Source organism: Metabacillus sp. FJAT-52054 (assembly GCF_037201815.1).
Classification (GTDB): domain Bacteria; phylum Bacillota; class Bacilli; order Bacillales; family Bacillaceae; genus Metabacillus_B; species Metabacillus_B sediminis.
The window spans coordinates 1,570,930-1,585,806 of record NZ_CP147407.1 but is presented as its reverse complement, the minus strand read 5'-3'; the positions used below and the strand labels follow the sequence as shown (position 1 = coordinate 1,585,806).

Sequence of the window (14,877 nt, the reverse complement as noted above, 5' to 3'; positions counted from 1 at the left end):
ACGTTACACTAATTCCAGCTCATTCGAAACCTTATTCTTCTTCAGAAAAGGCTCTGTCTGCCATAATTTTAACCGTAATATCGTCTGAAGGCGGATTATGGAGCCCTGCCCTGACATCCCGGTAAAATCGTTCGAGCGGTTTGTTCCTGAAAAGACTTTGGCCACCTTCTATTCTCATGGCTAGGTCCACGACTTCGATGGCGATATTAGTCGCAGTATATTTGGCTGCGGCTAGCTCGGTTTGGAGCTCTGAACGCTCATCAGGTTTGGTATCCCACTTTTCAGCTGTCGCGTACATCAGCTGTCTTGCGGTCAGCAGTTTAATATCCATTTCCGCTACTTTTCTTCTAACCTCCGGCACTTCCATAATCGGATGGGGAAGGCTATTCGGATGATAATTCCGGGCAAAGCGGACGGCTTCATTACGGGCTGCAATGGCAATGCCAAGATAGCATGCAGGAATATGCAGCAGCCAGCCCTGCGCCATGGGCTTGGCAGGCTTGCTTCGATTTGCAATTAATGCAGAAGCATCCAGCACAACTTCATCAAGAATTAAATCATCGCTTCTTGTACCCCTCATTCCCATTGTGTCCCATGTTTCTTCAATACGAACGCCTGCCGCTTCCCTCGGGACTAGAAATTCACCGATATCACCTGTTTCTGCAATCGTAGCTGTCACGATGAAGTAGTCCAAAATAGGTGCCAGAGAGGCGAAAATTTTTCTGCCGCTGATTAGCCAGCGGTCTCCTTTTTTAACAGCTGTTGTCTCAGGCTTTCCGCCTCGAGCCGGACTTCCGGTCTTAGCCTCGCTTGCAGCACTGTTGACAAGCTTTCCGGAATCAATGACTTCACGGGTTATTTTTTTAAATAATGCAGGATCCCATTTCCCTGTTTCCCTAAGGCTGAGAAATAACCCCAGATGCCAGCCCGCTGACAAAGCCGTTGCGGCATCCCCTTCAGCAAGCTTTTCCTGCAGAAGCAGGAACGTATATAACGATATTCCCTGACCTCCATGCGACTCTGGTATAGTGAGAGACAAAAAGCCTTCATTTTTCAGATCAGCAAAGTTGTCGAACGGGAAGGTAGCTTCGCGGTCATGCTTTTCAGCACGTTCAAAGAATTTTTCTGACAGGTTTTTTGCTTTTATGAAAAGCTGCTTCTCAGCTTCATTACGGATAAATTGCGTTTCAAGAAATCTCACGTTCGTCACCTCTGCTACTAGTCTTTTTCTATTGTAACTCTTGAGAGCTCTATTCTTAAAGTAATCCGATTGGTATAACGCTCTATGACTATTTCGTTTGAAGATTCGCATAAGTCTGCTAAAATAATGGAGAATAAGAATATAAGGGGGCATTTCTATGTCTAACTTTCAGCAGAACTTAGAGAAGTATGCAGATTTAGCCGTTAAAGTCGGCGTCAATATTCAAAAAGGGCAAACACTTGCTGTATATGCAGCCATCGACACAGCCGAGTTTACTCGCTTAGTAGTAAAAAAAGCATACGAAGCCGGAGCAAAAAATGTCATCGTTGACTGGATGGATGATAAGGTTGCAAGACTCAAATATGATATGGCTCCAGACGAAGTATTTAATGAATATCCTATGCACAGGGCAAAGGAACGCGAAGAGCTCGCTGAAAACAATGCAGCATTTATGAGCATCGTATCAGCAAATCCAGATCTTCTTAAAGGGGTAGACACCAAAAGAATAGCCGCTGCAAATAAAGCAGCCGGCAAAGCGCTTAATCGCTATCGCCAATACGTTCAATCTGATAAAATGAGCTGGACTGTCATCGCAGCACCTTCTAAAGACTGGGCATTAAAGGTGTTTCCTGATTCTGAAGAAAATGAAGCGGTTGAAAAGCTCTGGGATGCTATCTTCAAATCAGTAAGAGTATATGAGGAGAACCCGGTTCAGGCCTGGAAAGAGCATAATGCTTCCTTACATAAGAAAGTTGATTATCTGAATAGCAAAAAGTATAAGGCCCTCCACTATACAGCAAAAGAGACTGATTTAACGATTGAACTGCACGAAAAACACCAGTGGGTCGGAGCAGGAAGTGAAAATGAGCAAGGCACTCCTTTTATGGCAAATATGCCGACTGAAGAAGTTTTCACAGTCCCCCTTAAAACCGGAGTAAATGGCGTAGTTTCAAGCACCAAGCCTTTAAGCTATGGCGGAAATCTGATTGATGAATTTCAGATTACCTTTGAAAACGGCAAGATCACGAAAGCTGAAGCAAAAGCCGGCCAAGAAATCCTGCAAACTCTGATAGAAACGGATGAAGGGTCCCAGTATCTTGGAGAAGTGGCTCTTGTGCCTTACGATTCACCGATCTCCAAGTCCGGCGTTTTATTTTACAATACATTGTTTGATGAAAATGCATCGAACCATTTGGCAATCGGCAGCGGCTATGCCTTTAATATTGAAGGCGGAAAGAAAATGGACCGCGAAGAGCTTGCTAAGCATGGAGTCAACAGCAGCATGACGCATGTTGATTTCATGATTGGCTCACAGGATATGGACATTGATGGAATATTAGAAGATGGTACACGGGAGCCGGTATTCAGAAACGGCGATTGGGCGTTTTAATCCATTAACTACCACCATAAAAGGACTGGCAGTTTTACCGCCAGTCCTTTTATTATCCCACTGCTTCATTTGAAACACGGTCCAGCTCATCCATTTGCTTTTGGGTTAACGTAAAATTCATTGCAGTGATATTTTCTTCTGCATGTCTTACTTTTGGTGCACCTGGAATGGCCACAACCGTATCCCCATGAAAGCGCACAAGCCAGTTCAATGCGATTTGACTTGGTTGTACCTCATATTCCATTGCATATTTTTCGAGCAGGTCAATCAGCGGCTTCGTTCGCATTAATCCGTTTTTCTTAAACCCTGACAAATGTTTTCTTGGTCCCTTAAGCTGTTTCAGGAGCTCTGGATTTTTATGAAACTTTCCGCTTAAAATCCCTTGTTCCAGCGGAGAGTAGGCAATAATGGTAATCCCCAGATTTTTTGCCGCATCCATGACCCCGTTCCGCTCTATCCTCCGGTCGAGGAGGCTGTATTTCACCTGATTGGAGACAATGAAATGGCCTTGGTCCTGCATCACACCTGCTGCTTTAGACATTTGTGCGGCATTGAAATTGCTGACACCTGCTGTTCTGATTTTTCCCTCATCAAGAAGCTTGGCCATTTCAATCATTTGTTCGGTAATGCCGGAAAAGGAAAGTGGCTGATGGATCTGGTAAAGATCGATTGCTCTGCCCTTCAAATGCTTCAAGCGCTGGTCGATTGTGCCGGTTAGTGAAGAGGCTGTCCGGAATAACGGCCACCATTTAGTCGCAATTAAGGCTTCTTCAGCTTGATCCCCAAGCTCAATCAAAGCTTCTGCCAATGCTTCTTCCGATTTTCCTTTTCCATATGCCTCAGCTGTGTCAAACCAGTTAATGCCCCCTGCCAGGCTCACCTGTATAATTTCATTAATATCCATCTGGTCTATTACTGACCAATATTTCCCTACCAGGCCGCTGCCTTTGCTGAACTGCCAGCATCCGAGTCCAAGTGGAGAAATGGATAGATTCGAATTGCCAAGTTTTCGATATGGGATGGCACTCATATGTATCAGCTCTTTTCGGATTTTTTTACAGGTCGAGATGAGAGTCTTATAGCAATGCAGACTCTCATCCTTTTCTGCCATCTTTATATTTCTTTTTTAAAACTTTTGCCGCCTGGATCTTCACTGGTAGAAACGGAGACTTTCTAACCTCAAACTCATCATTTGCTATTTTTTCTTTCAGCTGCTTAACCGTATGAAAAGGTTCATTAAAATGATTATAAACCGCGCCAATCTGGCTGTAGTGATGGGTATCGCTTCCCGCTGTCACTGTTTTGCCATGGACACTGGCCATTCTTTCAAGCTTTGGCCTTAAACCTATTCCCTGTTTTGCTGCATCCTTTGCATTCAATTCAAACGCGTCCAGTTTAGCAAGCTGACTTTCGGAGAGAGCGGTAAGCGGATTTTTTTCTCGAAAGGGATGAGCGCCAATTTTCAGCATGTTTTCCATTCCGTGAAACGACATGAGCTGGTCAAATGGCATATAGTTATCTTTGTTTTTATACCTCTCGAGCCGTTTAGTCATTCTGATGATGTCTGACCTGGAGCCAATTAAAAGAATATGCCCGCCTTCCGCAATGTCTACTTCCATTCCCGGGAATACTTTAATTCCGGCAACATCATAATAGGTACTCTGATAAGGATAGTGGCGGTCGAGTGTTTGATAGATTTGCACATAATCCATTGCGTTAAAATGCTCAGTCAATGCAATGGCATCCAGCCCGTTCCACTTTGCTTCTTCCATCATTTTTGTAAATTCCTTTAACGAGAAAGGAACTTTTTTTCCTAATTTCGCATGCACATGGAAGTCAATTTTCACGAAGATTCCTCTCTATCCATTCATTCTACTACTACTATAATCGAAAAAGATACTTTTCGGACCGGCTGTTTTAACGGTGCGGCCGCCCTTTTTTCATTGACGGTGCCCCTTCCCTTTCAGTAAGATGAGGAAAACAATTAGAATTGGAGAAAATCATGAACCAAACGGAAGTATATATTTTAGGCGGATTTTTAGGAGCCGGAAAAACAACCCTTCTTAAAAATCTATTGCAAGAGGAAAAGAAAGCCGGCAGGAAGGTGGCTGTCGTTATGAATGAGCTTGGAAAAGAATCAATCGACAGCAGTGCGGTTTCAGAAGACATCCCTCTAAAAGAGCTGTTAAACGGATGTGTTTGCTGCACAATGCAGGGGCAATTTGAAGCTCAACTGCATGCCCTGCTGGCAGAGAATGAACTTGATGTCATCTACATAGAAACAACAGGTGCCGCCCACCCTGTTGAAGTATTGGATTCCTGCCTTTCCCCTCTCTTTGCAGACAGGCTATTAGTAAGAGGGATTATATCACTTGCCGATGGCTCAAGGTGGCAGGATCAGGATCGTCTGACCATCCCAGTAAGAAGGCTGCTTCATGAACAGATCAAGCATGCCGATCTTGTCCTTTTAAATAAGACCGACTTGCTGACCGAAAAAGAGCAGGCTGAGGTTGTCAGGGACATTCAGGCGATTCAGGCCAATGGAAAGGTCCTGATGACAGCCCATGCCCGCGTCAAGCTGGAGGATATTCGAAAGCTTACTGCCTCTCCAAAAGGAGCTGTGCTAAAGTCCGGCATCAATGAACAGCTTCATATGAAAACATACGTGCATAAGTTTACAGGCTCTGTAGATCTTGAGGGGTTTGAGCAGTTTTTAAGAGACATGCCGGATACGATTTACCGGATAAAAGGATATGTTTCCTTTGCTGATTCCAACGGCTGTTTTTCTGTGCAGTATTCCTATGGAATGCCCATGTACATGAAGGAACCTGTTAAAATGAAGCCATTGCTCGTGTTTATTGGCGAGAATCTGGATCACAGCTGGATTCACAGCAAAATGGAAGAGATCACAAAATAGGAAAAGCCGGCTTGCCCTCGGGCAGCCGGCTTTCTTTCGCTTCTTTATCTTCTTTTTCCAGGCTTTAGATTTTGTGTAATCCGATCAAGAATAATGGCAAGAATTACGATGGCAAGGCCTGATTCAAATCCAAGCCCTACTTCGATACGCTGAACAGCTCTATATACTTCCACCCCAAGCCCTGGCGCTCCAACGAGGGAGGCGATAACAACCATAGACAGGGCAAGCATGATGCTTTGATTAATTCCCGCCATAATGGTCCCCATGGCCAGAGGAAGCTGAACTTTAAACAGCTTTTGGGACGTTGTAGATCCAAATGCGTTTGCCGCCTCTACTAGATCCTCCGGAACCTGTCTGATACCAAGGTTCGTTAAACGAATGGTTGGAGGCATGGCAAAAATAACAGAAGCGATAATTCCAGGTACAACTCCGATTCCGAAGAAAAGGATAGAAGGAATCAAATATACAAAGGCAGGCATAGTCTGCATAAAGTCCAGTACGGGTGAGATAATTCCGGAAGCCCTGTCGCTTTGTGAAGACCAGATGCCAAGCGGTATTCCAAGAATAATCGATATAATAACGGCCGTTAAAACGAGTGCAAGCGTGTCAATTGTCTGCTCCCAGAAGCCAAGGTTAATAATGAGCAGCAATCCTAGAAGGGTGAAGATAGTTAACCCCCATTTTCTGCTAACCCAATAGGCGAGGCCGGCAACAATTACCGCGAAGATGACCGCTGGAATAAGAAGCATTAAATTTACGAGAACATCATTAAACGTTTCGATGATATTGCCGATCCAGTTAAAAAACCCTAATAGTTTATCATTTAAAAATTCCACGAACATATCGACATACTTGCCAATAGGGAGCTTAGGTATGTTCAATGGTGTTCACCTCTCTCCCGGCCAACGCCTGAATCACACGTTCCCGCTTCACAACACCGCGGATCCGGTTGTCTTCGTCAAGAACTGGCAGCGGATACCGCGTATCTGCCATCTTTTCGTACATCTCTTCAATCGTTGTATCCAGTCTTACAACAGGGACATTTGTATGAAGATAAGCTGAAATTGGCTGATCAAGCCTAACAGCCTGAGAAACATCGTCTGCTGTTACTAGACCCATATAGGATTTTCTTTTATCCACTGCATATATACTTGACATCCCGGCATCGCGCATGATTTTAAGGGCAACACGCGGGCCTCTGTCCACCTGGATGGTTTCTGCGCGGGACATAACAGATTCGGCTGTCAGCACCTTTGCCAAATTTACGTCCTCAACAAACCTCTCAACGTAATCGTTAGCCGGATTCGTCATAATATCCTCAGGTGTGCCGATTTGCACGATCTCCCCATCCTTCATCAGTGCAATGCGGTCTCCAATCCTTAGTGCCTCATCAAGATCATGCGTAATAAATATAATCGTTTTTTTCATTTTTTCCTGAAGCTCAATCAGTTCATCCTGCATATCTTTTCTGATTAGAGGATCCAGTGCGCTGAACGCCTCATCCATAAGAAGAATGTCCGGGTCATTTGCAAGGGCTCTGGCAAGTCCAACACGCTGCTGCATCCCTCCGCTAAGTTCGCCGGGATAGCTGTTCTCATATCCTTTCAAGCCTACTAATTCAAGGGAATGCTGTGCTTTTGACTCCCGGTCCTGCTTGGAAACACCCTGTACTTCCAGCCCGTAAGCGGCATTTTCCAATACATTGCGATGAGGAAATAACGCAAACTTTTGAAACACCATGCTCATCTTTTTTCTTCTGACTTCCCGCAGTTCTTCATTCTTCATTTTCACTAAATCTTTTCCATCAATCATGAGTGATCCTGAGGTTGGATCAATCAGCCTGTTAAACATACGGACAAGCGTGGATTTGCCGCTTCCGGAAAGCCCCATAATCACAAATATTTCACCACTATGTACTTCAAAGCTCGCTTCCTTCACACCGACAGTCAGACCAGCTTCTTTTAGAATTTCTGATTTTGTCTTTCCTTTTTTAAGGAGTTCAATTCCTTTTAGAGGATTCTTACCGAAGATTTTGCTAACGTTCTCGGCTTTGATTTTCACATTTTCCATACGTCCACCTCTTTCTACTGCTATTGTTTGTGTGAATGACTGTTAAGATTCATGTTTTCAGGAAAAAATAGAAATGAGTTCATGAATGAGGGTATTTTTCATTTACCCTTTTCATCACTTTGTAAACATATTCACATATTATTTTATTGAAAAAACGTTTTATCCAGTGCTGTTTAGGGAATAAAACTATAGCCAACATTAGATGAAGGGAGACATACATATTGAAAAAGTGGAAAGCAGCCGCTATTATTGCCCTATTATTTACCCTCGTACTTGCCTCCTGCAGCAATCCGCTTGGGAACAGCAAAAAGAAAATTAAAATTGGAATGATCAATTGGATCGATAATATTTCTACTGCCTATCTTTGGAAAGTTCTCTTAGAGGAAAAAGGGTATGACGTTGAAATGATGGAGCTTGATAAAGCTGCCAACTGGACTGGAGTAGCCCGGGGGGATATTGATATTCAGGGAAATGTATGGCTGCCAATTACGGACAAGCCTTTTTACGACAAGTATAAGGAGGACGTAGACCTCCACGATGAGTGGTATAAAGGCACTAAGCTCGGTCTTGCGGTTCCCTCTTATATGAAAGATATTAATACAATTGATGATCTTAACAAAAATACAGACCAATTTGGCGGTAAAGTATTTGGGATTGATCCCGGATCCAGCTTAATGCAGCTTACAGATAAGATGAAAAAGGATTACAATCTTGATTATACAATCGTCGAATCATCCGAAGCCGCAATGCTTGTAGAACTTAAAAAGGCGTATGAAAAGAAGAAACCTATCGCTGTTACTCTCTGGAGTCCGCACTGGATTTTTTCGGATTTGGAACTAAAGTATTTAGAGGATACAAAAGCTTCCTATGGAAAACCGGATAACATTCAATATATGACAAGAAAAGGCTTTGCAAAAGAACATCCTGAAATCATTAAATGGATGGATAATTGGGAGCTTAACGACAATCAAATGTCCGAGCTCATTAAATATGTGAATGAAGCTGCTGAATCCGATGAAGGGTACTATCCTGAACGGGGAGCAAAAAAGTGGGTGGAGAAAAACCGAGAGCTCACTGACAGCTGGTTTGAAGAAAAATAACCCTCCTGGCGGAGGGTTATTTTTATGTGATCTGGTCAAACCCCGATACCACGATTTTGCCGATTGTTTTTCCGGACTCAAGCTTTTCATGTGCTTTTTTCAAACTCAAAGCATTAAAAGGCTCGATCGTTTCAGTTAAGGTGGACGTTAGTTTTTGTTCATCAAAAAGCTTCGCCATTTCCGTCAGGATCTCATGCTGGGTCTGCATGTCCTTTGTTCCAAAAAGAGCTTTTGTAAACATAAACTCCATTACGAACGTGACACTTTTCTGCTGAAGCAGACTAATATTAACAGGAGTGCCGGTTTCAACGATTGAACAGATCTTCCCTTGCGGCGCAATCACTTCCATCATTGCTTCCCAGTGCTGATCCGTACTGTTTAAACAAAAGATATAGTCTGGCTGATCCAATCCTTTTTCCTCCAGCTGTTTCTTAAATGACTCATAATGGCTGATTGTCTCATCTGCTCCATTATCTCTCGCCCATTTTTCAGTTTCAGGTCTTGAAGCCGTTCCAATGACACGCAGACCGGCCCATTTGGCGAGCTGGATAGCAATCGAGCCTACTCCTCCAGCCGCTCCAATGATCAGAATGGATTTCGATGCATTCGCTTCAGCATCTCTGCTGATTCCAAGCCTTTCAAACATCCCTTCCCAAGCTGTCAGGCCGGTTAAAGGCATAGCTGCTGCCTGTTCAAATGTTAAACGATCAGGTTTGAAGGCTGCTATCCTTTCATCGACGACGTGATATTCACTGTTCGTTCCCTGCCTCGCGATTGAACCGGCATAATACACTTCGTCACCCGGTTTAAACATCGTCACTCCGGATCCGGTTTCTTCAACAACACCCGCTGCGTCCCAGCCTAATATTTTCAGTTCCTCTTCTTCGCCTTCTTTTGGTCCGCGTACTTTAGTGTCAACCGGATTAACAGAAACAGCCCGGATTTTTACCAGTATGTCTCTTTCTCCTGGCGCAGGTTTATTCACTGTTTCATCTACCAGGCTCTCGTCTTTTTCAATTGGCAAATAGTGATGCAGCCCTACTGCTTTCATCTTTTCGTTCATTTTCATCATCCTTTCTCTTTTGTATGTTCCCCTTCTAAAAATGAAAAAAACTTTCAGATGCTCTCATTTTCTCTTATAATCAAGAGAGCTGGAAAGGAGCGGTTCAGTTGGAATTTGCACTCGTATTGTATATCCTGCCATTTGCGGTGATGATTTTATCGCTCGCCGGCTCATGGTTTATCAGAAAAATTTGGGTTATGCCTGTATTTTGCCTAGTTGTACTAATCGCATTAACCATTACTGTATTTAATAGTACTTTTACAATTTGGGTTTCTGTTTATACAGTTCTATCAATCCTTGTATCTTATTTCGGAAAGACAGGACGTGAATTATATGAGAAAAATAAAAAAGAGAAAAGGCGTTAGCCTTTTCTCCTTTTTATTCATTATTAAGATGCGTACATTTCCTGAAGCTGTTTTTGAATCTCTGCATTTTCAAGGAATTCATCATATGTCATTTGTTTGTCAATCATTCCGTTAGGTGTAAGCTCGATGATGCGATTCGCAATCGTTTGAACGAACTGGTGATCATGGGAAGCAAACAGCATGGATCCTTTAAAGTTGATCATGCCGTTATTTAAGGCCGTAATCGATTCAAGATCCAAGTGGTTCGTTGGTTCATCCATAATCAGAACGTTTGACCCGCTAAGCATCATTTTTGAAAGCATGCAGCGGACTTTCTCTCCTCCGGATAGAACGCTGGACTTCTTCAGCACTTCTTCTCCTGAGAACAGCATTCTGCCAAGGAAGCCGCGAAGGAAGCTTTCACTTTGATCATTTGGGGAGTACTGTCTTAGCCAATCAACAAGATTTTGATCGTTGTTATCAAAATACTCGTTATTGTCTTTTGGGAAATAAGATTGAGACGTTGTAACTCCCCATTTATATGTGCCGCTGTCCGCTTCCATTTCACCCATCAGAATTTTAAACAGCGTCGTTTTCGCTACTTCATCTGCACCGGTGAATGCAATTTTATCATCTTTATTCATAATAAAGCTTATGTTGTCCAGGACTTTTACGCCATCGATCGTTTTTGAAATGCCCTCAACGCGAAGCAGATCATTCCCAATTTCACGCTCTGGTGTAAAGTGAACGTAAGGATATTTCCTTGAGGAAGGACGAATATCATCAAGTGAAATTTTATCGAGCAATTTCTTACGTGAGGTTGCTTGCTTTGATTTCGACGCATTGGCGCTGAATCGCGCGACAAACGCTTGAAGTTCTTTAATTTTTTCTTCTTTTTTCTTATTGGCATCAGAAGCCATACGCTGTGCAAGCTGGCTTGATTCGTACCAGAAATCATAGTTTCCTACGTAAAGCTGGATTTTACCGAAATCCAAATCGGCAATGTGTGTACAAACCTTATTAAGGAAATGCCTGTCATGCGATACGACAATGACAGTGTTTTCAAAGTTAATAAGGAACTCTTCAAGCCAGTTGATCGCTTTTAGATCCAAGTGGTTGGTAGGCTCATCCAGAAGAAGAACGTCCGGCTTGCCGAACAGAGCCTGAGCCAGAAGCACTTTAACCTTGTCTCCGCCTGTCAGTTCAGCCATCGTTTTTGTATGCTGATCTTCTGTAATTCCAAGGCCTTTAAGCAAAATGGCTGCTTCACTCTCAGCTTCCCAACCGTTAAGCTCGGCAAATTCGCCTTCAAGCTCAGCAGCTTTCATACCGTCTTCATCAGAAAAATCAGCCTTCATGTAGATGGCATCCTTTTCTTCCATGACCGCATACAGACGTTCATGTCCCATAATGACAACCTTTAATACTTCGTGCTCTTCATATTCAAAGTGGTTTTGCTTTAATACGGCCAGACGTTCGCCCGGTCCCATATGAACATCTCCGCTTTGCGCTTCAATCTCACCGGAAAGAATTTTAAGAAACGTCGATTTTCCGGCCCCGTTCGCTCCAATAAGACCGTAGCAGTTGCCAGGGGTAAATTTTATGTTAACATCTTCAAACAGTTTGCGGTCACCATAGCGCAAACCGACATTATTTACGGTAATCATAGTCTAAATCCTCCAATTAATAAGCATCCTTAACATTATAGCATGAATCAGGAGGTTATAGACAATTGGAATAACTGCCTATGCCGTCGGTTTAGTCTGAGCGCCTCTTCCTCCAAAAGTAATAAACAGCGCCCCCCGCCGCGAGTAATAGAATCCACACCGGCAAATTGCCTGCAAAAAATATGATGAGCGCTGAGCCTGCATAAAGAAGTGCATTCACGCTGTTCATGAATTGCTTTTGTGTCTTCTCCCACGTATTTAAATCGTGATTGTTCACTCCTGGAACGACGACTTTGGTTTCACTCAGCTGAATGGTTATCGTTGATAGATCCGTTTGGTTCTGTAAATATTTCATTCTCCCTTTGAGCTGTTCGATTTCTTCCTGAACCGCAGAAAGGTCCTTTGAAATGGCGAGGAGATCCTCTGTCTTTCCTGCTCCCTTCATAAATTCCAGCAAACGTGCTTCAACCGCTTCTTTCGCTTTAAGCCGTGATTCCAAATCTACAAATTCCTCTGTTACATCCTGACCTGAAATATTCTTCTGGAGAATCTTATATGCTCCCTTTTCCATGGAACTTAAAAACCCGCTGAATTTTTCCTGTGGAATACGGAGGGTCATCGTCCCCTCATTCAGCCCGCTTTCTTCTCCGCTCACATTGGAATTTGTACTGACCACATATCCCCCAGCGGATTGAGCCTCATTCTGTATGTTCTGATAGGCTTTATCAAAATCTTTCACTTCGATAACCATATCGGCAGTGTATATGATTTTCCTGTTCGAAGGCGTCTGGAGAGCCTGTTCCTTATTATCACTTGCCGCCTGTTCCGTTTCTGCTTTCCCTCCGCTCTTGGAAGAGCTTTCAGATGCTGTATCACTGCTATCTTTTTTTGATTCACTCGCCCCTCCTAAACAGCCAGTCAGTATGAGCATTAAAAATATCAATGCTGTCGCCGCCTTCATAAAACCGCCTCATTTCCTATTTATGTAAACAGACGGATAGGCTGTAATAAATGTTACATAAAAAAAGCCGGATTAGGAAATACCTTGAAAGTCTTTTAAGCCGCCAAACAAAAAAACAGCCGGTCCATTAACGGCCGGCGTTTTTACTTTTATTAATTTGTTGCGCGAATTTTATTAAAAGGAAGCATGACAAACTCTGATTTCCCAATGACTCGATCCGCTTCAATTAAGCCAAGGCCTGTCCGGCTGTCCATGCTGACAAGTCGGTTGTCGCCCATGACAAAATATTTATTTTTTGGAACTTTTACTTCCTGGAAGTCGTTGGTGAGCTGAAGGCCTGATGCCTGGGCAGCTTTTCGATTGGAGTTTAAGTAAGGCTCTTTAACTTCTTTCCCGTTTACATACAGGACATCGTTTTTCACTTCAACAGTGTCCCCCGGAAGCCCGATAATCCGTTTAACATAATGCTCTTTATTTTCTTTTCCATTGATGATGACGATGTCTCCTCTGTCAAACTTGCCAATGTAGTGAATTGCTTTGTTCACGAAAAGTTTTTCAGTGTTTTTTAATGTTGGATCCATGGAATCTCCATCTACTACATACGGTTCGAAAATAAAGATTCGGATGCTTACCGCAAGCAGTACGGCTACTGCAATGGCAATGATCCATTCCAGTACAGGACTTTTTTTCTTTTTTGGGGCTGACTTATCCGACACAGGTGTTCCTCCTCTATGTACTGCTCCTAAAGTTGCTGTAAAATAGCATATGCTTCCCTATTTTATCACATAATCATCAAATTAACTCAAGTTTATTGGTCTGTTAAATCCGTGTCAATGAAATGTATCCTCTGCCCCCTGGCTGCATCCTTCCTTCTGCTACCCCCCAGTAGAATCGACTATTCCTCCGCTTCAATCATTAAGGTTTCCCTTCTCCGCCTTTGCCTTTAACAGAGCTTTAAAAAGTGAAATATAGAATGCCTCCCCATCCTGTGTGAATAGACTGTTTTTAGGACTAGCCGCATAGGAGTGAAATGATATGGAGGATGGATTATTAGCGATACTCACACCGCTCGTTTTAGGCATCAGCTTAGCTGCACCATTAGGACCGGTTAAGCTTGAGATGATAAAAAAAGGAATGACAGGAGGCTTCTGGCCCTCTTGGCTTACAGGAATCGGAGCACTCACAGCGGATTTATTTTATATGGGATCCATCGCTGCCGGCTTGCTCCCGTTATTCAAGCATCCTGCTGTATCCTTCTTTCTAATGGCAGCAGGGGCTGTACTTCTTTTCAGGCTTGGCGCAAAAAGCATTCTAGTCTTTTTTAGAAAGGATGCCCTCATCAAATTATCAGAAACAGGATCATACTCTCTCCCTCATTGCTTTTTAACCGGGTTCCTGATCGCTTTTGCCAACCCCTTTAATTTCCTTTTTTGGTTCGGAATTTATGGTTCTGCCATTTCCCGATTTTCACCTTCAGCGGAATGGACGCACATACTGGGATACAGCTTTTTCATTATTCTTGGGATCTTTCTTTGGAACTTGAATGTGGCGCTCACGGTTCATTTTGGAAGAAATCTTATTTCTGACAACATGATGAAAAAAATAAGCTTTGCTGCCGGACTGATGCTCATTGCATTTTCTTTTAAGCTTGTATGGGATTTTTTTCATGCATTTAGTTAGAGGGATTTACCTGTTTCCTGTAGGTTCATGCCAGTATGAATTAAAGAGCATTCCTCCTAATATCTATGTATGAATCCAGCGCCCAGCCCCAGCACTATGAAAGGGATTGAGTGTTCCATGTCCACACTTTTTCGGCATTTAAAACCAAATGTTCACTTTAATAACCGTAATGGCTGGAATCAAAAAGCCCGATTCACCTCAGAAAGGGATGCTAAAGGATGCAGATGCAGCAAGCACCATCTTTTTCATTCTCAAACTAGTTCCCTGCCTATTGAGCGGGGAACTAGGTGAAACCATAGCTTCAATTTTTACGTCTAATTGGTTATAGGTCTATAAACAGCTTTTTTTCTCACAAAAATGAAATGGATTGTGGTAGGATGATAGATAGTGTTTAAGCAGGCTGGAATCAATATTCTTGCGGAAACTTTTGTCAACCAGCGCTGTATCTTCCATTCCTTAACAGCTTCTATAGTGCACTAATTTT

General features: G+C 43.0%; 14 protein-coding genes. 5 read left to right on the top strand and 9 right to left on the bottom strand.

Annotated elements, in window-relative coordinates; genetic code table 11:
• Positions 1 to 31: 31 nt before the first annotated feature.
• Positions 32 to 1,201 (bottom strand): acyl-CoA dehydrogenase family protein, encoded by a 1,170-nt coding sequence (locus tag WCV65_RS08395; protein WP_035413348.1) that lies wholly within the window; start codon positions 1,199 to 1,201, stop codon positions 32 to 34.
• 157 nt (positions 1,202 to 1,358) lie between these two features.
• On the opposite strand from WCV65_RS08395, the gene WCV65_RS08390 reads away from it, so the two are divergent.
• Positions 1,359 to 2,591, top strand: a complete 1,233-nt coding sequence (locus WCV65_RS08390) for an aminopeptidase (RefSeq protein WP_338781541.1) — start codon at positions 1,359 to 1,361, stop codon at positions 2,589 to 2,591.
• 52 nt (positions 2,592 to 2,643) lie between these two features.
• Here the strand turns inward: WCV65_RS08390 and WCV65_RS08385 are convergent, their stop codons facing one another.
• Both WCV65_RS08385 and WCV65_RS08380 read right to left on the bottom strand, forming a co-directional pair.
• Positions 2,644 to 3,621 (bottom strand): aldo/keto reductase, encoded by a 978-nt coding sequence (locus WCV65_RS08385; RefSeq protein ID WP_338781539.1) that lies wholly within the window; start codon positions 3,619 to 3,621, stop codon positions 2,644 to 2,646.
• Between the two features lie 64 nt (positions 3,622 to 3,685).
• On the bottom strand, positions 3,686 to 4,438 hold the full coding sequence (locus WCV65_RS08380) for a PHP-associated domain-containing protein (RefSeq protein ID WP_338781537.1): 753 nt from the start codon (positions 4,436 to 4,438) through the stop codon (positions 3,686 to 3,688).
• A gap of 155 nt (positions 4,439 to 4,593) precedes the next feature.
• Between WCV65_RS08380 and WCV65_RS08375 the strand changes: the two genes are divergently transcribed.
• Complete coding sequence (locus tag WCV65_RS08375) at positions 4,594 to 5,508, top strand: CobW family GTP-binding protein (protein ID WP_338781535.1); 915 nt, start codon at positions 4,594 to 4,596, stop codon at positions 5,506 to 5,508.
• A gap of 44 nt (positions 5,509 to 5,552) precedes the next feature.
• Here WCV65_RS08375 and WCV65_RS08370 read toward each other — a convergent pair whose 3' ends face one another.
• Together WCV65_RS08370 and WCV65_RS08365 are read right to left on the bottom strand one after the other, a co-directional pair.
• The gene (locus tag WCV65_RS08370) at positions 5,553 to 6,389 is read right to left on the bottom strand and encodes a proline/glycine betaine ABC transporter permease (protein WP_035413355.1); all 837 of its coding nucleotides are present in this window, start codon (positions 6,387 to 6,389) and stop codon (positions 5,553 to 5,555) included.
• The gene (locus WCV65_RS08365) at positions 6,376 to 7,578 is read right to left on the bottom strand and encodes a glycine betaine/L-proline ABC transporter ATP-binding protein (RefSeq protein WP_035413357.1); all 1,203 of its coding nucleotides are present in this window, start codon (positions 7,576 to 7,578) and stop codon (positions 6,376 to 6,378) included. The genes WCV65_RS08370 and WCV65_RS08365 overlap by 14 nt, the downstream gene beginning before the upstream one ends.
• 221 nt (positions 7,579 to 7,799) lie before the next feature.
• Here WCV65_RS08365 and WCV65_RS08360 point away from each other — a divergent pair, with 221 nt between their 5' ends.
• Entirely contained in the window at positions 7,800 to 8,678 is an 879-nt protein-coding gene (locus tag WCV65_RS08360) for a glycine betaine ABC transporter substrate-binding protein (protein ID WP_035413359.1), read from the top strand.
• A 22-nt stretch (positions 8,679 to 8,700) separates the two neighbouring features.
• Here WCV65_RS08360 and WCV65_RS08355 read toward each other — a convergent pair whose 3' ends face one another.
• The gene (locus WCV65_RS08355; protein ID WP_338782211.1) at positions 8,701 to 9,729 is read right to left on the bottom strand and encodes a zinc-binding alcohol dehydrogenase family protein; all 1,029 of its coding nucleotides are present in this window, start codon (positions 9,727 to 9,729) and stop codon (positions 8,701 to 8,703) included.
• Positions 9,730 to 9,848: 119 nt separating this feature from the next.
• On the opposite strand from WCV65_RS08355, the gene WCV65_RS08350 reads away from it, so the two are divergent.
• Positions 9,849 to 10,106, top strand: coding sequence for a DUF2651 family protein (locus tag WCV65_RS08350; RefSeq protein WP_035413361.1), 258 nt, complete (start codon positions 9,849 to 9,851; stop codon positions 10,104 to 10,106).
• Positions 10,107 to 10,129: 23 nt separating this feature from the next.
• Here the strand turns inward: WCV65_RS08350 and WCV65_RS08345 are convergent, their stop codons facing one another.
• The 3 genes from WCV65_RS08345 to lepB form a co-directional block, all read right to left on the bottom strand.
• Positions 10,130 to 11,752 carry an ATP-binding cassette domain-containing protein gene (locus tag WCV65_RS08345; RefSeq protein WP_035413362.1) on the bottom strand — a complete coding sequence of 541 codons (1,623 nt, stop codon included), beginning with the start codon at positions 11,750 to 11,752 and terminating at the stop codon, positions 10,130 to 10,132.
• Between the two features lie 91 nt (positions 11,753 to 11,843).
• Complete coding sequence (locus WCV65_RS08340) at positions 11,844 to 12,713, bottom strand: DUF4349 domain-containing protein (RefSeq protein WP_338781527.1); 870 nt, start codon at positions 12,711 to 12,713, stop codon at positions 11,844 to 11,846.
• A 152-nt stretch (positions 12,714 to 12,865) separates the two neighbouring features.
• Positions 12,866 to 13,429, bottom strand: coding sequence for a signal peptidase I (lepB, locus tag WCV65_RS08335; RefSeq protein ID WP_035413366.1), 564 nt, complete (start codon positions 13,427 to 13,429; stop codon positions 12,866 to 12,868).
• Between the two features lie 319 nt (positions 13,430 to 13,748).
• On the opposite strand from lepB, the gene WCV65_RS08330 reads away from it, so the two are divergent.
• Entirely contained in the window at positions 13,749 to 14,393 is a 645-nt protein-coding gene (locus WCV65_RS08330) for a LysE family transporter (RefSeq protein ID WP_338781524.1), read from the top strand.
• Positions 14,394 to 14,877 lie beyond the last annotated feature (484 nt).